Origin of the sequence: Coleofasciculus chthonoplastes PCC 7420 (assembly GCF_000155555.1) — a bacterium.
Taxonomy (GTDB): Bacteria; Cyanobacteriota; Cyanobacteriia; order Cyanobacteriales; family Coleofasciculaceae; genus Coleofasciculus; species Coleofasciculus chthonoplastes_A.
In genome coordinates, this window is record NZ_DS989849.1 from 59,106 (window position 1) to 77,786 (window position 18,681).

Genomic DNA, 18,681 nt, shown 5'->3' on the forward strand with positions numbered 1-18,681 from the left:
TACATCAAGCATCTTGCTCGCTACATCAAGCATCTTGCTCGATACATCAAGCATCTTGCTCGCTACATCAAGCATCTTGCTCGCTACTAATACCCAATTTAAATGCATGACAGCTTATTTGGGGGAGAGCGACAAGATCAGGCTAGCATAGTGTTATTGTTTCACTTGCGATAGATTTTAACGCACTGCACACCGACTGCTGCGTGACTTTAGCTTTTTTTATCATTTCGTCGCGGATAAACCTTACTTTTGATCGGGATCTGGAAAACCTCTCTCCTGTAAGGAGAGAGGCTTTGAATTCTCCCGGGCTGGGGGGTTAGGTTGAATGTCACACTCCTCAAGTCTGGCGTTGCACAGCCCACCCTACAACTCAAACCTTTACAAAGGACGAATGACGATCTCCACCCCTCATTCTTTATATTTGTTAATTTTCCTTGGATGTACGAAAAACCCTAACGCTAGTATAAGGGGTCAACTACTCCTGAAACGCCAAAACTCAACAGTAGCATTGATTATAGATGCCCCTCATTGGTGAAGAACGTACTCATGGTTATGAATACAACGCTCCGCTCTCATAAACCCCTTGGTGGACTATACACTAAAACAGGGGAACATGCTTTGGTTTTTCCTTTGAAGCATACGCAAGTGCTGGCAAAGGTGGCGGGGAATTTATCCCGCGTCGAAGTAACCCAAACCTTTGAAAATTCCTTCCGGGAACCCTTAGAAGCTATCTATATCTTCCCTCTCCCCGATGCGGCGGTGGTGGATGAGATGGAGATTAAACTGGGCGATCCCCTACAGGTAGCTCTATACTGTGTGCAGAATAAAGGAAAAATTTAGCTGTTCTTGGGAAGAATTGCTGGAAGTACAAGGGGATAGTTCATTCGATGACTAAGTAGTCAGGAGTCACACGGAATTTGATGAAATTGCTGATCAGCAACGATGATGGAATTTTTGCCTTGGGGATTCGCACCTTGGCTGATACACTGGCACAAGCGGGTCATGATGTTACCGTTGTTTGTCCAGATCGAGAGCGATCGGCAACGGGTCACGGTTTAACCCTCCATGATCCCATTCGCGCCGAAGCGGTTGATACGATTTTTCACCCAGCGGTTAAAGCTTGGTCTTGTTCCGGAACTCCCTCCGATTGTGTAAAGTTAGCATTGGGAGCTTTAATTGATCATCCACCCGATTTAGTTCTATCTGGGATTAATCACGGTTCTAACTTGGGCACCGATATCCTTTACTCTGGCACTGTTTCCGCCGCCATGGAAGGGGTTTTAGAAGGAATTCCTAGTATTGCCTTTAGTCTAACTAGCTATACGTCCAAGGAGTTCCACGTCGCCGCCACATTCGCCAAAAGCCTGATTGAGCGACTCTCTGAGCAACCCCTAGCCAAAGTCATGTTACTTAATGTCAATGTACCGCCCGTGAGTCAGGCGGAAATTGCTGGGGTTAAGGTTACCCGCCAAGGAATTCGTCGCTATTTCGATACCTTTGAGAAACGAGTTGATCCACGGGGTAAAATCTATTATTGGTTAGCGGGTGAAGTGATTGAAGATATAGAACAACCGCCTCATTCTCATCTTCCTCCCGATTTAGCTACCGATGTTCAAGCCGTTAAGGAAAACTATATTGCGATTACGCCCCTGCAATACAATCTGACGGATATTGCTGGCGTCTCTAGTTTGCAGAGTATAGAGTTTTAAGTCATTTAGACAGGGCGGGTTTAGTGACATTAGAGTGGGCAAAAAACGATAGTAGTAAAACCCGCCCCTACATATAAAACTCTTTTCTAGTTAGGGCTTGCTGCACAACTCCAAAACCCTTAGCTATCAAGGCTTTGAGTGGTATTGATATTTGCTCCTGTTCAAGGAAAAAGGGTTAAACCCTTTTATACCCTTGCACCGCTATCAGGGAAAATGTACTATGGCTCCCCCAGCTCCCCCAGCTCCCCCAGCTCCCCCAGCTCCCCCAGCTCCCCCAGCTTCCCCAGCTTCCCCTGCTCCCTACCCCCACCACAATTTATTCAGCAAGCCCTAATTTATTGGGGCGTTTTCTGCAACTCCGGTCGCTCTTCCGGAACGATCGCGCCTTCTACAGGACATACCTGTAAGCATATACCACAATCGATGCAGGTATCGAAATCAATCCAATACCAGTCTGTCCCGTTGACATTTTTGCCGGGACCAGGGTGAATGCAAGCAACGGGACAAGCTTCGACGCAATCTGCAACCCCTTCGCAGGTTTCCGTAACAATAGTGTGAGACACGCTATTCCCTCTCGTAGTTACATGACATGGGCAAACGTCATTTCGGTAACGGGTAATTCCCCATGGCTTTTATGTTACTGCATGAGATACCGTTCCTACCCTCGTGCAGGCATAAATTACGCTGACATTTCTCCCTTGCGTCTGATCAAAAGTCTAATTGGGCGGATTTGATAGGAATGAGACTCGCCTCTGGTGTATCTTTGACTTCTCGACGAGTTTTGATCAGGAAGCCACCAATGACATAAGCCGCAAATAATAGTGCGATCGCGATGACAACCTGAAGCAAGATATTACTTGGGGGTTTTTTCATAGCCAGTCAAGTTTAAACCTCTTTTGCCGCGTTTTTCGGTTAGGAATGGTAGAGCTGTATTGCTCGATCTATTGGCGTCTGGCTGTAACTGGGTGCAGAATGATTTAAGGGCAATCCTCAACTCAGCCAGCAGAAGTCCCTCTGGTCATGGGGTGAGGAGGGCAGAAGGATGAGACAATGGAGGTAATAGTGCATGATAAAGCATATAAAACAAATAACAACTCAGACAGATAAATGTATCTAAAATTGAGATTGGTCTAAACTAACTGAAAACGGAAGCGTTTTTCAACGTTCACCGATATCGCTGCGCTTATTTGTTTTAAATCTCCCGACTGAAACAGTCAACCAGACGTGCATGAGAGTGCGTCTGACAGCCAGAGCAAAAAGTAGCTGTTCAACAGCGAATACTATGACACTGTCTAATGCCGGTAGCGTTCTTGCTACATTGACCCAGTTAACCCAACTCAATCGCACGAGCGTTTTAACTCATCGAGTTAAAGACCTATCCCTTCCCGAATTTATCTGCTTACTGGACTTCATCACCGCTGAATTTCAGCAATTTCTGCGGGCGCTGGAAATGATTAACCATGAAGCGCTGGAAACCATGCTGGAGCAGGTGATGGAGGCGTTTACCCTAAAAATCGGTCAACTCCTACAAGCTGAGCGTACTACTATCTTCCTCGTTGATGGTGACAAAGATCAGCTTTGGGCAAAAATTCCCTCAGGTGAGGACAACGCCGCCAAGGAGGTTCGCATTCCCCTAAATGTGGGTTTAGCGGGTCATGTGGCGACGACGGGCGAATCACTCAATATCACCGAAGCTTATAACCATCCCCTGTTTAATCCTGAAGTTGACGAATCTCCGGGCTATCATACCAATTCCCTCTTGTGTATGCCCATTGTCAGTAGCAATAAAAAGATTGTCGCTGTCGTGCAGTTGTTGAATAAAGCTGGGGGTGTACCCTTTGACGAAGAAGATGAACAGCGCTTCCGTGACTTTGCCGCCTCGATTGGCATTATCCTGGAAACCTGCCAATCGTTCTACATGGCAGCCCGTAACCAACGCGGTGCAGCCGCTCTCCTGAAGGCAACCCAGTACCTGGGTCAAAGTTTAGACCTAGAAGCCACACTGCGTCTAGTCATGGATCAAGCGCGGGAGTTAATGCAAGCAGACCGCTCCACGTTATTTATGCTAAGTAAAGATGATGGGGAACTGTGGAGTAAGGTCACGACGGCTGATGGCAAAGAGATTGTAGAAATCAGGATCTCAGCCAATCGGGGAATTGCCGGTTATGTGGCGTCTACGGGTCAACCGTTGAATATTGCCGATGCCTATAAAGATCCTCGCTTTGATCCAACGACGGACAAAAAAACAGGCTATGTCACCCGCAATATTCTCTGTATGCCTGTCTTTAACTCGGGTGGCGAATTAATTGGTGTGACTCAATTGATTAATAAGAATCAAGGCAGCTTCACTACCTCCGATGAAGAGTTTATGCGGGCATTTAATATTCAAGCTGGAATTGCCCTAGAGAATGCCAAACTTTTTGAAAATGTTCTGATCGAGAAGCAATATCAAAAAGATATCCTGCAAAGCCTTTCTGATGCGGTTATTTCTACCGATATGCAGGGACGGATTGTGACAATTAATGATGCGGCGCTAGGATTACTGGGATGTCCCTTACAACAACTCGACAATCGCAACCGTCAGTTGTGGGAGGAAAAACTCACCAATCGCTACGTCTGGGATGTTGTACCCATTGAACCTCTCCAATTTCGGTTACAAGACAGCCTAACTACGGGGGCGAAGCATTACCTTCCTGAGCAAAATTTAATGGTCGGTCTGTTTCAATGTCCCCTGGAAGATATAGAAATACCGAATACTCCCCCCTATTGCCAATCCCATGATGATACTCATCTTTATCTCCTAGCTATTCCCAAAAGCAATGACCCAAAAACCTATAGTTTGTGGAATGAAGCTCATGATAATTCTGGGTCTTTAGGTTACCTGTCTAAACAGCAAGTCCAACCTATTGAACGGAGTATTAATTTAACAGTTAATCCGCTAACCAATCCCCAAGGAATGGTGCGAGGGGGTCTGGTTGTATTAGAAGATATTAGTCGAGAAAAGCGGCTAAAAACAACCATGTATCGCTACATGACTCCAGAGGTGGCGGATGAAGTCTTAGCCTTAGGTGAAGATGCGCTGATGCAGGGGAGTAAAAAGGATGTCACTATTTTATTTTCAGATATTCGGGGGTATACGACTTTAACCGAAAATTTGGGAGCGTCGGAAGTTGTATCGCTCCTGAATAAATACTTTGAAACAATGGTCGAATCGGTATTTGAGCATAAAGGAACCTTGGATAAATTTATTGGTGATGCACTGATGGCAGTTTTTGGCGCTCCCTTGGCGTTAAAAGAAAATCATGGCTGGATGGCGGTTCAATCCGCTTTAGATATGCGTTGGCGTTTAGCCAAGTTTAATGAACCTCGGATGCGAAATCGCCAACCTTTAATTCATATTGGGATTGGAATTAGTTCGGGAGAAGTGGTGTCGGGTAATATTGGTTCCCACAAACGCATGGACTACACGGTTATCGGCGATGGCGTGAACCTCAGCGCCCGCCTGGAAAGTATTACGAAAGAGTACGGTTGCGATATTATCATTAGTGAATATACCTATAACCTCTGTCGCCATAATGTTTGGGTGCGGGAACTTGATAAAATCCGCGTGAAGGGGAAAAACCAAGCGGTCAGCATTTATCATTTGATTCAAGATATCGATACCCCTCTTAATGATAAAACCCACAAATTTTTAGATCTGTATGCTAAAGGGCGTCAGGCATACATAAGTCGCGACTTCTCGAAGGCAATTATTTATTTTGAACAAGCCTATCAACTTGAACCTAATGATAAGCCGGTTTTGATTCATATTGAACGGGCTAAACATTATCAGAATAATCCTCCTCCCGATTATTGGGATGGCGTTCATACGATGACTAGAAAATAGGGGACATTAGGTTTGATATCGATTTTTCTAGATGACGTGAAAAGTCAGGGGGATCTGTCTCGATTTCTGTGATCAATAATTGCCACTCGATAACTAGAGATTTGGGAATAGTTAAGGAGAGGGGTTGTCCATGATTGAGGGATATGGAAAGGATCAGAGATTCATCAGCTTGTAATTTGGCAAAGACATCGGTAACATCATATTGACCAACATTAGGCGCAGGCGCGGCTTGAGCAAATACATCAGGGGCGGTGAGCAGTTTACCCCCTGCTGTGGCAATTTCCAGGAATTGGGGATGGGTAAACTCAGCCATACTCGGAAAGCCGACTAACCGCAGATTCAGGCGCGTTGGTTGACCTGGTATGATTTTTTTGAATAGAACTACCTGCCAAGTTCGTCCTGATTTATCTTTCAACGACTCCTGGGAGTGATAGCGCATGATTCCCGGTGCGTCTTGGTGTTGTCGCAGTACAGCGATGGCTGGCGGAGTCAGGAAGGTGGCTTGGAATAGGAGTAATATCATGAGGAATCTACCAAGCGTTAGAAGCCAAGAAAAGTATCGCTGAATAGGATTAACCATAAGTAATCGATATCAAGTTAACTCAAAGATGTTTGCATATTTCCCCAGAAGACTTCGCCCATTCGTTACCCCCGCCAGAAACAAATATCAATAATACCAAGGATAGATGTGTCGGGGTGACCTGCTCACCTAAATTAACAATTCAAATTCATTAAATTTTATCGGGTCGCCCTTTATTCTCGCTAATATAGGATATCTTATTTAAATTGTGCCATAGGAGAAATTCATCATGACCAGTCAAATTCCCAGCCAATCATCGTTTTCATTGCAACTGCGCGATCGCATAGAATATCCTGAAGGAGGTGTGGTGAGTAAAGTTATTCATAAAGATGACCAGTGTGACCACACGTTGTTCTGTCTAGCGGCGGACACGAGTATTTCTGAACATACGTCACCTCGTAACGCCACAATTAATGTGATTGAAGGAAAGGGGCTCTTTACTTTGGAGGGTAAGGAGATTCAATTAGAACCGGGCGTTTTTATTTCAATGGAGGCGAATGCGCCCCATGCTTTAAAGGCGGAACAAAATCTGGCGTTTCTGTTAACGCTATGGAAAAAAGAATGAGGTTGAAAATCAGAGGAGAAGTCAAGAGCCAGAATCAGCCTTGAACAAAGCTGCGTTACGCTTCACTCTCCTCACGATGGCGGCGTTACACAGCTAAAATTGTGGAATAGATTTTACCATTGAATCGGGCGCAAAGCTTTGCGCCCCTACAGATTAAAATGGCACGTCTCTACATGTCCCCAATCCCCAATTCACCCAGATATGATACATCCCCTCGGCGAAACGGGAATACTTTAGTATAGCCGTCACGCTAATCCCGCTTTTGCCTAAGGATGTTCATGAGTCAACCATTACCCACCCCCGAATCCCTTCCGCTTAACGCCCTCAAGGAACAACGCGAGTTAACCGCAGCGATGTTGGATTTAATCGGTGCGTTAATTGTTATCCTCGATGCTCAAGGACGAATTGTTTATTTCAATCACGCCTGTGAACAGTTAACGGGTTATTTGCGCCAGGAAGTCCAAGGTAAATATGCTTGGGATTTATTAATCTTACCGGAAGATGTAGCCTCAATTCAAGCCATTTTTGATAACTTAATCCCCGATAATTTCCCTCAACCCTGTGAAAGCTGCTGGGTGACACGGGATGGAGACTGGCGCTGGATTGCGTGGATGGATACGGTTTGTTTGAATGAACAGGGGACTGTAGAATATGTAATTGCTACAGGTCAGGATATTACAGAGCGTAAACAGGCAGAAAAGGCGCTGCTAGAATTGGCGACGTTGAATCAAGCGATTTTAGATAGTGCCAATTATACGATTATCTCTACTACTGTTGATGGTACAATTTCTACCTTTAATCGAGCGGCTGAGAAATGGCTCGGTTATTCGGCGTCAGACGTTGTGGGTAAAACTACACCTGCTCTATTTCATGACCCTGAAGAAATTGTAGAGCGATCGCACGAACTTTGCCAAGAACTTAATACTCCGATTCAACCGGGATTTGAGGCGTTTGTCGCAAAGGCTCGTCGGGGAGAGATTGATGAACGAGAATGGACTTATATTCGCCACGATGGGAGTCGCTTTCCTGTTTTACTTTCGATTACCGCTTTATATAACTCCGATAACCAAATTGTCGGATTTTTGGGGATTGGTAGTGATATTATTATCCGGAAACAAGCCGAACAATCCTTGCGCGACAGTCAGCACTTTAGTCAACGCATCGCGGATACAGTACCCGGTATCTTGTACCTCTATGATGTGATAGAACAACGCAATGTTTATGCCAATCGTTCTACGGTTGAACTGTTAGGGTATACACCCCAAGATATTCAAGATATCGGTACAGATTTTATGTCTCATCTGGTACATCCAGAGGATATTCCTCACATTCTAGAACATCAAAAGCACTTGACGACGCTTACCGAGGATGATCATCTCACGCTTGAGTATCGGATGAAACATGCCAATGGAGAATGGCGCTGGCTGCGGAGTCGAGAGACGGTTTTTTCTCGAACGGTTGCAGGATTACCAAAACTGCTTCTCGGTATCGCTGAAGATATTACTGACTATAAACGGGTTGAGGATGTCCTGCGTCAAACCAATGAAGACTTAGAACAGCGGGTAGAACAGCGAACGGCTGACTTAGAAAATGCCCATAAACAATTACGATTTCATGTCGAAAATTCACCCCTGGGAGTGATAGAGTGGGATAGTCAGTTTCGTGTCCAGGGTTGGTCAAAACAAGCCGAGCGTATTTTGGGCTGGAAGGCGGAGGAGGTTCTGGGCAAACAGTTTAATGATTGGCAATTTGTTTATCCGGATGACTTTGAATTTGTCCATCAAAAAGCTTTAAACCTATTGAATCCAGAATCGCCACCTGAGATTATTGAGAACCGTAATCTAACTAAGGATGGCAATGTATTATATTGCCAGTGGTATAACTCTGTGTTGTTTGATGAATCAAACGCTGTTGTTTCTATTCTGTCTCTGGTGCAGGATCAGACAGAACGTAAGCACGATGAGGAACAACTCCAGCAACTTAATCAACAGCTTCAGCGTTCTAACCAAGAATTAGAACAATTTGCCTACGTCGCCTCCCACGATTTGCGAGAACCCCTGCGGAAAATTAGGAGTTATAGTGATTTATTGGTGAAACGCTATCAGGGTCAGTTAGATGAACGGGCGGATAAATATATCGGCTATATTACCGATAGTGTCATCCGGATGCAGGCGTTAATTACGGATTTATTGACCTATTCACGAGTCAGCCGCAATGAACTGGTTTTAGAACCCACTGATTTAGGTGAAATTCTTCAGCAGACATTAACGGATTTAAGTCCAGCGATTGAAGAAAATCAGGCAATTATTAATACCACACACCTTCCCATTGTGCAAGCTAATTCCTTACAAATTGGGCAAGTCTTACAGAATTTAATTGCTAACGCGATTAAATTTCGCCGCGAACAGCCGCCACAAATTGATATTAAGGCTGACTGTCAGGATGATTTTTGGCAGATTTCCATTCAAGATAATGGGATTGGCATTGATCCCAGCTATAGTGATCGCATTTTTGCCATTTTTCAACGCCTACATTACCGGGAAGAGTATCCAGGGACAGGAATTGGATTAGCCATTTGTCAAAAAATAGTCGAACGTCACGGCGGAAAAATTTGGGTCGAGTCAGAATTAGGTCAGGGTAGTACATTTTACTTTACTCTACCTGTTGTGTAGAGGAGATGAGGAAGATGGGGGAGATGGGAAAAATTATGACAGTTGTAGGGGCGGGTTTTACCACTAACGGGAAGGTTTTCACCCTGATATCTCTAAACCCGCCCCTATAGAGTAAGAGTTATCTGCAACAAATGACAAATGACAAATGACAAATGACAAATGACAAATGACCATTATGTATATTCCCCACGGACATTGTTATCTCTGGCAAACAAATTTAGTCGGACTGCATGTTATTGCCGATGGCTTGATTGCCTTAGCCTACTATTCGATTCCGATTACGCTGCTGTACTTTATCCAAAAGCGGCAAGATGTACCCTTTAAAGGAGTCTTTGGGTTATTTAGTGCCTTTATCATTAGCTGTGGTACGACTCATTTAATCGGAATTGTGACCCTTTGGTATCCTATCTATTGGGTATCGGGATTTATTAAAGCCATAACCGCGATTATTTCTATTTACACAGCTTTGGTAATAATCCCGATGCTCCCACAAGCATTAAGCTTACCCAGTCCCACCAAAATGAATCAAATAAATGATGATTTAGCTGCCCAAATTGTCCAGCGAAAGGACATAGAAACATCATTACGAGAAACGCAAGAGCGATTTATTTTAGCGGTTCGGGGGTCAGGCGATGGGTTATGGGATTGGAATATTAGTACGGGAGAGGTTTATTTTTCACCCCGGTTTAAACAGATTTTAGGCTATGAAGAACAAGAAGGCGAAAATCATTATAATTTCTGGGAATCTAAAGTTCACCCAGAAGATCGCGATCGCGTCATGGCGGCGATGCAAAATCACTTAGAGAATCATGTTCCTTATGCCATAGAATATCGCCTTTGCCAAAAATATGGGGACTACTGCTGGATTTATGCTAGGGCGCAAGCAATTTGGGATGAAACGGGTAAACCAACGCGAATGGCGGGTTCAATTAGTGATATCACGGATCGCAAACGCGCTGAAGAAGCTTTACAGCAAAGTGAGGCAAAATATCGGGCGTTAATTGATACCACGCAGACGGGTTATGTGGTACTTGATCGGCAGGGTATAGTGTTAGATGCAAATCAGGAATATGTTCGCGTTACTGGACAGAGTAATGTGTCCGATATTCTGGGTAAACCTGTTCTCGATTGGATAGCGCCTTATGATTTAGAACGCAATGTGGCGGAAATACAAAAGGCGTTAGTGGAACGATCAGTGCAAAATTTAGAGACTGATTATTGTCATGCCAATGGTACAATTATTCCGATTGAAATTAATGCTAGAGTTATCGACACCGACGAGGGCTGTCGCATTTTAGCCCTGTGTCGAGATATTACCGAACGCAAACAAGCCAGACAAGAACTCAAAGCCGCGATCGCAGATTTAGCCCGTTCTAATCAAGACTTAGAACAGTTTGCTTATGTTGCTTCCCATGATTTACGAGAACCGCTGCGAAAAATTAGGAGTTACAGTGATTTGTTAGTGAAACGTTACCGAGGTAAACTTGACGAACGCGCCGATAAATATATCGCCTATATTACCGATGCAACACAGAGAATGCAAAGCCTGATTAGCGACTTGTTAACCTATTCACGGGTAAGTAAACCGGAACTGATTCCCGAACCCACGGATTTGGGACACATTCTTAAGAAAACCTTGGCAGATTTAAGTCCTCTGATTAAAGAAAATAAGGCAATAATTACCACTGACTCGTTACCCCAAGTGAACGCCAATCCCACCCAAATGGCGCAACTGCTGCAAAACCTGATTACCAATGGGATTAAATTCCGTACCCAACAGCCGCCTCGCATCCACATCACCGCGACACGAGAGGGGCAATTTTGGCAGATTGCGGTTCAGGATAATGGTATCGGAATGGACACACAGTATTGCGATCGCATCTTTGTCATTTTCCAGCGCCTACATTACCGGGAAGAGTATCCAGGGACAGGGATTGGACTCGCCGTCTCCAAAAAAATAGTCGAACGTCACGGCGGACAAATCTGGGTAGAATCAGAGTTAGGACAAGGTACCACGTTTTACTTTACACTACCCGCCGTGTAGGGGAGATGGGGGATCTGGGGAAGCTGGGGAAGCTGGGGAAGTTAACTACAAAACTCTACCTTACTTATTCTATTGCCTATAGCCTATAGCCTGACCAATGACCAATGACCAATGACCAATGACAAATAACGTTAGTTTTCTCCAGATTTTGGGAACTCTGTCATAAATTGGGAATAGTGCGAAAATTATCCACAAACACTGTATGTTATGACCTGCTTGATGAACCCAGTAACTAAAGCGATTGAAATTCTCCTAGTTGAAGATGATCCGGGGGATATTGACTTAATTGAAGAAGCCCTAGAAGATGCCAAATTACAGATTAATCTCAATAGTGTCAGGGATGGAGTTGAGGCGCTGGCTTACTTACGACAAGAAGGTAAATATACTCAGGCTATCTCGCCAGACTTAATTCTCCTGGATCTCAATCTACCCCGTCGAGATGGGCGTGAGGTACTCCAAGATATTAAAGGTGACAACTACTTTAAACGCATCCCTGTGGTGGTTTTAACCACGTCTGATGCTGAGGACGATATTCTTAAGTCCTATAACTTGGGTGCGAACTGCTATGTATCAAAACCTCTGGGTATGCAGGACTTTATCAAAATTGTCGAATCCATCGAAAACTTCTGGTTTACCGTTGTCAAACTTCCACCCAAATAATTACCATGTACACCGATCCTATCCGAGTCTTACTCATTGAAGATGACCTCGGTGATGCTGATTTAATCACAGAATTCCTTGATTTTATCAAGTCAACTCCGTTCCAAATTACTCACCATCGCTGTTTGCAAGAGGTACTACAGCCGAGGGATCAAGATGCTTATGATGTCATCTTATTGGATTTGTCATTACCCGACAGTTTCGGCTTGGAAACCGTTGAGCAGGTGTACAATCAATTTCCCACTATTCCCATTGTTATTCTCAGCGGATTAGAAGATGAATCGCTAGCCACAATTGCGGTTCAGAAAGGAGCGCAAGATTATTTAGTCAAGGGTGATTTTGACAGTAATTTATTAGTGCGTTCTATCCGCTATGGGATTGAACGGGCTAAAACAATCCAATTACTCAATCAAAAAGAGCAACAATTACAACAGGCAAATGAACAACTCGAACATCGCGTCGCTGAACGAACCAGTGAACTCCAACAAGCTAATGATCAATTACGAACCTTAGAATCTCAGTTGCGTCTGGCGCTGGCTCAAGAACAAGAACTCAGCCATTTCAAATCCCGAATTATTTCCACCGTTTCCCATGAATACCGCACACCTTTGACAACAATTAACTCATCTGCCGAAATTCTGGAACGGTATCTCCATAAATTGGATGCAGAGAAGCAGCGCAAACATTTTCAGCGGATTCAGCTTTCCGTTAAACATCTAACCGCTTTAGTGGAAGATGTGTTATTTATTAACAAGGCAGAACTTGAGAAAGTCGAGTTCAACCCAGAACCGATCTACTTAGTTAGCTTTTTTGAGGAAATCGTTGAAGGATTACAAATTACTGTAGATGAGAAACATCAGTTGTTTTTTACGCATCACGGGAGTTGTGAGTGCGCTAATTTAGATCCTAAATTACTACGACAAATGATTACTAACTTGCTCTCGAATGCGATTAAGTATTCACCGCAGGGGGGTAAAATTACGCTGAATTTAAGCTGTGAAGAAAACCAGGTTGTGTTTCAGGTTCAGGATAAAGGAATTGGCATTCCCCAAGCCGATCAAGCGAAATTATTTGAATCCTTTAGTCGTGCCGGGAATGTGGGAACGATTGCCGGAACCGGGTTAGGATTATCAATTGTTAAAAAATGTGTTGATTTACATGGGGGTGAGATAACAGTCAAAAGTGAGGTTGGTTTTGGTACAACATTTACAGTGACGTTACCTTTAATTAAGTAATAAATAATAAGTCATATTGTAGGGGCGGGTTTAGGTACTCAGGTAAGCTTCTCACCGATAAGTGAAGAGCAAAACCCGCCCTTCACTTATCGGGGCTTTTGGATTTCTGCATTCTTAAGCTGTCATTCATTTAAATTGGGTATTAGTAGCGAGCAATGTGCTCAATCTAGCGAGCAAGATGCTCAATCTAGCGAGCAAGATGCTCGCACTACGGCAAGGATTGCGCCATTATTGATATTAAGGTTTAAATGCCGAACAGCTTATAACCATCCTCGTAGCCAATAAACGGCTGTACCAATATATTCCTTAATCGCCCGGGTCGTCATATCTAAATTTTGAGCATCTGGCAAACCATTCAATAAAATAGCCGCTAGACTACTATTCGGTTCATTCAGTTCTTGTTGAGTGACCAAAAAATCAGTCGGTGCTGGAATCGCCTCAATCCCCTGACGTTGAAAAACCCGCAGGGCGCGGGGTGTATGCATGGCAGAAGTAACTAATAATACCTTTTTTATCCCTTCCTGCTGTAAAATTCTTCGCACATTGACAGCATTTTGGTGAGTGTTCAGAGACGCCGGATCTTGCAAAATTGCTGAGGGAGGAACGCCAATCATTTCTAAGATTTGAGCCATATCCGCTGATTCCGGAGAACCCCCACCCCGCCACTCAATCCGCCCCCCAGAGGCAATAATCACAGGGGCTTTCCCTTGCTGATAAAGCTGCGCCCCATAGAAAACGCGATCGCCTGCTTCATTTAAATCCGGTGCAGGGCGCGGCGGAATGGCGGATCGAGTCGCCCCACCCAAAATCACGATCGCTTCCGCCTGGGGTAACTCTGTGGGTGGAATATGCTGCCACTCTAGGGATTGAACCATGCTATTGGCAACCCAACCATTGCTAGCGACTAACAAGATGATCAATCCTAAGGCGATAGGGATAGGAACCAAGCGGGGGCGTTTCCAGGACAAGACTAACGCCACAACCATCAGTACGCAAGCAAGTCCTAATGGATACACAAATAAGGGGAGTAACTTGGAGAGAAATAAAAACATACGAAAATTAAATACAGAATTCTGATTGTATCCAGCCTTATGGTAAGGTTAAAGATGCACTAATAGACTCCTCTAATGTATAAAGCGCTATACAGTCCTCCTCCTAACCCAACTGACTGGTCTGTATCTAAAAGCGTTAATTGAGGTGGGGATCACTAACCTCAACAAAAATGCAACAATAAAAGTAACCTAAACTCATTCTGAAGTGGAATGCTTCGCCCCGGCGACGCCGATATCTTAAATTTTCTTGAACAAATCCAGCTGGCTCGAAACGTCACGGCTGGTTTACGCTGCTATCGTCTGCGAACGATGTGCTTACATTTTGGGCGCTGGCTGAAATTGGACAAAACTCAACTACGCCAGCTTGTTTTCCTGAGTTACTGTCATGGCTTAGGCAAACTCAGCATTCCCGACTCGATTTTACTCAATCCCGGTTCCTTAAGCGAACAGGATTGGGTAAAAATTCGCGAGTATCCGGAAGTGTCGGCTTTGATCTGCAAGCAGCTTCCGGGATTGAAAGAATTTGCCCCCCTAGTCTTGTCTCATCAAGAACGACTCAATGGCACCGGCTATCCTAAGGGACTCAAGGGTGATGAAATTCCATTTATTGTCCAAGTTTTCCAGCTTGTCAATATCGCCGATGCCATTATCAGTAAGCGACTCCATCGCACCCGGAATGAACCCTCAAGCGATCGCCCTTACTGGATGCAAGCTATAGAGGAGATTACCAAGGAGATGGAAGCAGGCGCACGCGATCGCAACTTATGTGAGAAATTTTTCCGCTTTCTGGAGCTGTTCTACCAAGGCGGCGGGTGATGGGGAGCTGGGGAAGCTGGGGGAGCTGGGGAAGCGGGGGAAGCTGAGGATGTAGAGACGTGCCATGGCACGTCTGGGAGATGGGAAGAGTTATGACAGTTGTAGGGGCGGGTTTTACTACTATCCTTTCTAACCTCACCCTGATGTGCCTAAACCCGCCCTGACTCATCGCTCAATGACAAAGAACCAATGTAGCAACATATTTTGCCAAAGATTGATTGTAACGAATAAGCCAAGAAGTTGCTCTAAAATCCCTGTTCCCTGTTCCCTGTTCCCTATTTCCTGACGAATGACCAATGACCAATGACGAATGACAAATAACAAATAAGTTATCGTAGAGGTTAAACTGGCACGATAGTGGATGAGTTGCCAATGAAAAAGTTTTTGTTACTGTGTTTGTTTGTGATTGGGCTAGGTTTTGCCCTGTTCAACTTTAAAGGGTTGGCAAATCAGGGGGAATTTGGCTCAATTGTACTGGATTTCCGGGAAGATATTCCCGCTACAGAGATTAGTGCTGAGGTGGACGCGATCGCGCAAAAATACGGCGTGACCCCGCGACTCAATAGCGAATTCTCTGATGTTGACAATATTTACATTTTGGAGGGAGATAAACAAGTCCTGCGTCAGCTTAAACGATCAGAACTGGCGAAGGACACGGAATATATTGAACCCAACTATATCTACAGCACGTTTTTTGTTCCCAATGACCCCAGCTATAGCCAGCAATGGAATCTCCGCAGCATTAATGTGGAAGCCGCATGGGATGAGACGCGGGGAAGTGGGATTACGGTAGCGGTGATTGACACTGGGGTTAGTCCGGTTCCTGATCTCAAAGATACCAAACTGGTCGAAGGGTACGACTTCGTAAACGATAGAGTTGATGCCTTCGATGATAATGGTCACGGGACTCACGTTGCTGGAACCATTGCCCAATCCACCAATAATAGTTACGGGGTGGCTGGCGTCGCCTACGAAGCCAGTCTCATGCCCTTAAAAGTATTGAGTGCGGGTGGCGGTGGTACGATTTCCGATATCGCTGAAGCGATTAAATTTGCCGCAGATAATGGCGCGGATGTGATCAATATGAGCTTGGGCGGTGGCGGTGAAAGTAAACTCATGCAAGAGGCGATCGACTATGCCTATAACAAAGGTGTGGCGATTATTGCAGCAGCAGGGAATGCTAACCAAAATTCCGCCTCCTATCCCGCCCGTTATCCCCATGTTTTGGGTGTTTCCGCTGTGGATTCCGCTGGCGTGAAAGCCCCCTATTCTAACTATGGTGCAGGAGTTGACATTTCTGCCCCTGGTGGTAGTGAAGCGGGTAAGATTGTCCAAGAAACCATTAATCCCAAAACCAAAACTGCCATGTTTTCTGGCTTTCAGGGAACCAGTATGGCAGCCCCCCACGTTGCTGGGGTGGCGGCTTTGGTGAAAGCGAGTGGGATTAATGATCCCGATGAAATTTTCACCGTTCTCCAACAATCCAGTCGCCAGGTTGAAGATGATCCCCTCAACCACTTTGGTGCTGGGCAATTAGATGCTGGGGGTGCAGTGCAATTGGCGACGAAAGGACAAATTACCTTCCGTGATTTCTTCCGTTGGTTGCGCGATAGTGGTTATCTGAATCTCCGGTTCTGGATTGATGGTGGTGCAGTTGCACTGCTGCCGAAAGTTCTCATGGTTCTGGGTTCCTACCTCTTGGCGTGGTTCTTACGGAACTATTTGTCCTTTGGCTGGAGTTTGACCACAGGATTAGTGGCTGGAAGTTCGGGATTATTCTTCCTGCGCGGCTTGTATATCTTTGACTTACCCCAGTGGCCCCTACGAGTCATGGGCAGTTCGATTCCGGAACTGGGTACTGCGGTTCAAGGCAGTGGGGTATTAAATCCCATTTTTGCCAGTGTGCTGATTCCCTTTATCCTAGTGGCATTGTTCCTGGGACATCCCCAATGGAAATGGGTGGCGATTGGTTCAGCCTTGGGTGTTGCCAGTTGTTTGGCGGTAAGTGCGGTAATGTCTCCTAGTGTTCTGTGGTTAGGAAGTGGGATTGGGGCGCGTCTATTTTTAATGGCGAATGCCTTCCTCTGCTTCGGACTTGCCTATTTTGCCTCTAAAGAAGAGGGGAGATTTGCATGAGCATTAATGTCACGGGCAAAATCGAACACAAGGATATTGGCATGGGGGCTTGGGCTTTAGTTGCCGATTCTGGAGAAACCTATGAACTTCAGGATGCCCCCGATGAGTTACAGCAACCTAACCTGAACGTGAAGGTGCAAGGAGAGGTGCGAGAGGATGTGATGACCACAGCAATGATTGGTCCAGTCCTACAAGTGCAGTCCTTTGAAGTGATGGATTGAACTGAACATTTTGCTGACTACCAGATCCCCGACTTCTTCAAGAAGTCGGGGATCTAATTTAGGAGTAATCAATCTATTAAGCTGTCATGCATTTAAATTGGGTATTAGTAGCGAGCAAGATGCAAAGCCTGCGGCATGGCTTCGCTAAACGCACTACAAGGCTTTCGCAATTATTGACATTAAGGTTTAAATGCCGAACAGCTTATTGAGCAGAGGGATAGATGGATTTAGCAATAAATACAGGCTTATTCTCGTATTCGGCTTCCAGTTGGCGTTTGACATCCAAATCCCAGGTTAACTCATAATCCCGCTCAAATTCAGCCGCGATAAAGGGACGTACCTCACCCGTTACGACAACATCTTCACCTTCGACCATGGTTCTCTCCGGTGCGACTAAGGTGAAGACTAACAAATCACCGCCACCCGCTAACTGATCTTCATCGAGGGTAAAGGTATTGTTACTCATAATTTCTTCCACTTCACCCTCTACAGCCACGGTTTGATTGTAGAATTGGCTAGGATCTTCGGTAATTTCTCCGGGTTTGGGTGCAAGTGCCAGTGATTCAGCGACAATCGCAGGCTGTTGTTCGTAGTCGGTATCGAATTGGAAGTCTAAGTCGAATTCTTCCTCAAACTCTACCATATTAAACTGACGCACTTCACCAGTGACTTGGACTTCAACATCGTCATCTTCTGGCAGCATAAAGGGTTCACCGGAGGTATTGACCACGATAATTTCATCACCGCCGAAAAACTCATCCTCTGAGATGGTAAAGGTGACATTATCCAGAACATCTCTCACTTCGCCTCTGATGCTCACGCTTTGACCGATAAGTTGTTCGGTGTTCTCCTCGACTTCCTCAGCCGTTACGTTTTCTTCCTCTTGTCCTGCGGTAACAACGTCTTGGGTGGTGTCGGCGCAGGAGGGAAGCAGTACAGCCATCAGCGCTAAGGCGATCGCACTGGCAGGTAAGCTTTTACGATAGTGTTTAATCAACATGTATGAATGTCCTCTCTCAATAGTTAGCAAATCTTAGAAGTTCGCGCTTCCACCCTTTATTCAAAGGCAATCTAGCCGCGATCGCATCCTTCTGGTGGAGTAGCA

At 45.1% G+C, this 18,681-nt stretch carries 15 protein-coding genes and 1 pseudogene; 11 read left to right on the forward strand and 5 right to left on the reverse strand.

Features of this window, described 5'->3' with window-relative positions; all coding sequences use genetic code 11:
- Positions 1–552 precede the first annotated feature (552 nt).
- A pseudogene (locus MC7420_RS13805) lies at positions 553–792 on the forward strand (VIT domain-containing protein); the annotation flags it as partial.
- Between the two features lie 128 nt (positions 793–920).
- A complete protein-coding gene (gene surE / locus MC7420_RS13810; RefSeq protein WP_006101245.1) occupies positions 921–1,709 on the forward strand; it encodes a 5'/3'-nucleotidase SurE in 789 nt (262 codons plus the stop codon).
- A 335-nt stretch (positions 1,710–2,044) separates the two neighbouring features.
- On the opposite strand, the gene MC7420_RS13815 is transcribed toward surE, so the two are convergent.
- Both MC7420_RS13815 and MC7420_RS39725 read right to left on the reverse strand, forming a co-directional pair.
- Positions 2,045–2,272, reverse strand: a complete 228-nt coding sequence (locus MC7420_RS13815; protein WP_044207178.1) for an indolepyruvate ferredoxin oxidoreductase subunit alpha — start codon at positions 2,270–2,272, stop codon at positions 2,045–2,047.
- Between the two features lie 145 nt (positions 2,273–2,417).
- Positions 2,418–2,582, reverse strand: a complete 165-nt coding sequence (locus tag MC7420_RS39725; RefSeq protein ID WP_006101264.1) for a hypothetical protein — start codon at positions 2,580–2,582, stop codon at positions 2,418–2,420.
- A 409-nt stretch (positions 2,583–2,991) separates the two neighbouring features.
- Here MC7420_RS39725 and MC7420_RS13820 point away from each other — a divergent pair, with 409 nt between their 5' ends.
- Complete coding sequence (locus tag MC7420_RS13820; RefSeq protein WP_044207179.1) at positions 2,992–5,595, forward strand: GAF domain-containing protein; 2,604 nt, start codon at positions 2,992–2,994, stop codon at positions 5,593–5,595.
- On the opposite strand, the gene MC7420_RS13825 is transcribed toward MC7420_RS13820, so the two are convergent.
- Positions 5,585–6,118 (reverse strand): DUF3122 domain-containing protein, encoded by a 534-nt coding sequence (locus MC7420_RS13825; protein WP_063712012.1) that lies wholly within the window; start codon positions 6,116–6,118, stop codon positions 5,585–5,587. The two genes, MC7420_RS13820 and MC7420_RS13825, sit on opposite strands and share 11 nt — an antisense overlap.
- A 286-nt stretch (positions 6,119–6,404) precedes the next feature.
- Here MC7420_RS13825 and MC7420_RS13830 point away from each other — a divergent pair, with 286 nt between their 5' ends.
- From MC7420_RS13830 to MC7420_RS13850, 5 genes are all read left to right on the forward strand, one after another.
- On the forward strand, positions 6,405–6,740 hold the full coding sequence (locus tag MC7420_RS13830) for a cupin domain-containing protein (protein WP_006101240.1): 336 nt from the start codon (positions 6,405–6,407) through the stop codon (positions 6,738–6,740).
- 278 nt (positions 6,741–7,018) lie between these two features.
- A complete protein-coding gene (locus MC7420_RS35175) occupies positions 7,019–9,412 on the forward strand; it encodes a PAS domain S-box protein (protein WP_006101228.1) in 2,394 nt (797 codons plus the stop codon).
- A 166-nt stretch (positions 9,413–9,578) separates the two neighbouring features.
- On the forward strand, positions 9,579–11,456 hold the full coding sequence (locus tag MC7420_RS35180) for a sensor histidine kinase (RefSeq protein WP_052307472.1): 1,878 nt from the start codon (positions 9,579–9,581) through the stop codon (positions 11,454–11,456).
- Between the two features lie 219 nt (positions 11,457–11,675).
- Positions 11,676–12,116, forward strand: coding sequence for a response regulator (locus MC7420_RS13845; protein WP_006101218.1), 441 nt, complete (start codon positions 11,676–11,678; stop codon positions 12,114–12,116).
- Positions 12,117–12,121: 5 nt separating this feature from the next.
- On the forward strand, positions 12,122–13,351 hold the full coding sequence (locus MC7420_RS13850) for an ATP-binding response regulator (RefSeq protein ID WP_006101247.1): 1,230 nt from the start codon (positions 12,122–12,124) through the stop codon (positions 13,349–13,351).
- A gap of 260 nt (positions 13,352–13,611) precedes the next feature.
- Here the strand turns inward: MC7420_RS13850 and MC7420_RS13855 are convergent, their stop codons facing one another.
- Positions 13,612–14,403, reverse strand: coding sequence for a YdcF family protein (locus MC7420_RS13855; protein ID WP_006101199.1), 792 nt, complete (start codon positions 14,401–14,403; stop codon positions 13,612–13,614).
- A 210-nt stretch (positions 14,404–14,613) separates the two neighbouring features.
- Here MC7420_RS13855 and MC7420_RS13860 point away from each other — a divergent pair, with 210 nt between their 5' ends.
- The 3 genes from MC7420_RS13860 to MC7420_RS13870 all read left to right on the forward strand — a co-directional run bounded on the left by MC7420_RS13860 (position 14,614) and on the right by MC7420_RS13870 (position 17,576).
- A complete protein-coding gene (locus tag MC7420_RS13860; RefSeq protein WP_006101303.1) occupies positions 14,614–15,219 on the forward strand; it encodes an HD-GYP domain-containing protein in 606 nt (201 codons plus the stop codon).
- 372 nt (positions 15,220–15,591) lie between these two features.
- Positions 15,592–17,355 (forward strand): S8 family peptidase, encoded by a 1,764-nt coding sequence (locus tag MC7420_RS13865; protein WP_006101050.1) that lies wholly within the window; start codon positions 15,592–15,594, stop codon positions 17,353–17,355.
- Entirely contained in the window at positions 17,352–17,576 is a 225-nt protein-coding gene (locus MC7420_RS13870) for a hypothetical protein (RefSeq protein ID WP_044207180.1), read from the forward strand. Before MC7420_RS13865 ends, MC7420_RS13870 begins: the two co-directional genes overlap by 4 nt.
- Before the next feature lie 202 nt (positions 17,577–17,778).
- Here the strand turns inward: MC7420_RS13870 and MC7420_RS13875 are convergent, their stop codons facing one another.
- Positions 17,779–18,576, reverse strand: coding sequence for a hypothetical protein (locus MC7420_RS13875; protein ID WP_006101296.1), 798 nt, complete (start codon positions 18,574–18,576; stop codon positions 17,779–17,781).
- Positions 18,577–18,681: the final 105 nt, after the last annotated feature.

Coding starts and splice junctions, on each gene's coding strand:
- MC7420_RS13850 (WP_006101247.1), top strand. CDS start 12,122: ATGTACACCGATCCTATCCGAGTCTTACTCATTGAAGATGACCTCGGT.
- MC7420_RS13825 (WP_063712012.1), bottom strand. CDS start 6,118: ATGATATTACTCCTATTCCAAGCCACCTTCCTGACTCCGCCAGCCATC.
- MC7420_RS13875 (WP_006101296.1), bottom strand. CDS start 18,576: ATGTTGATTAAACACTATCGTAAAAGCTTACCTGCCAGTGCGATCGCC.
- MC7420_RS35180 (WP_052307472.1), top strand. CDS start 9,579: ATGACCATTATGTATATTCCCCACGGACATTGTTATCTCTGGCAAACA.
- surE (WP_006101245.1), top strand. CDS start 921: ATGAAATTGCTGATCAGCAACGATGATGGAATTTTTGCCTTGGGGATT.
- MC7420_RS39725 (WP_006101264.1), bottom strand. CDS start 2,582: ATGAAAAAACCCCCAAGTAATATCTTGCTTCAGGTTGTCATCGCGATC.
- MC7420_RS13855 (WP_006101199.1), bottom strand. CDS start 14,403: ATGTTTTTATTTCTCTCCAAGTTACTCCCCTTATTTGTGTATCCATTA.
- MC7420_RS35175 (WP_006101228.1), top strand. CDS start 7,019: ATGAGTCAACCATTACCCACCCCCGAATCCCTTCCGCTTAACGCCCTC.
- MC7420_RS13870 (WP_044207180.1), top strand. CDS start 17,352: ATGAGCATTAATGTCACGGGCAAAATCGAACACAAGGATATTGGCATG.
- MC7420_RS13845 (WP_006101218.1), top strand. CDS start 11,676: ATGAACCCAGTAACTAAAGCGATTGAAATTCTCCTAGTTGAAGATGAT.
- MC7420_RS13860 (WP_006101303.1), top strand. CDS start 14,614: ATGCTTCGCCCCGGCGACGCCGATATCTTAAATTTTCTTGAACAAATC.
- MC7420_RS13830 (WP_006101240.1), top strand. CDS start 6,405: ATGACCAGTCAAATTCCCAGCCAATCATCGTTTTCATTGCAACTGCGC.
- MC7420_RS13820 (WP_044207179.1), top strand. CDS start 2,992: ATGACACTGTCTAATGCCGGTAGCGTTCTTGCTACATTGACCCAGTTA.
- MC7420_RS13865 (WP_006101050.1), top strand. CDS start 15,592: ATGAAAAAGTTTTTGTTACTGTGTTTGTTTGTGATTGGGCTAGGTTTT.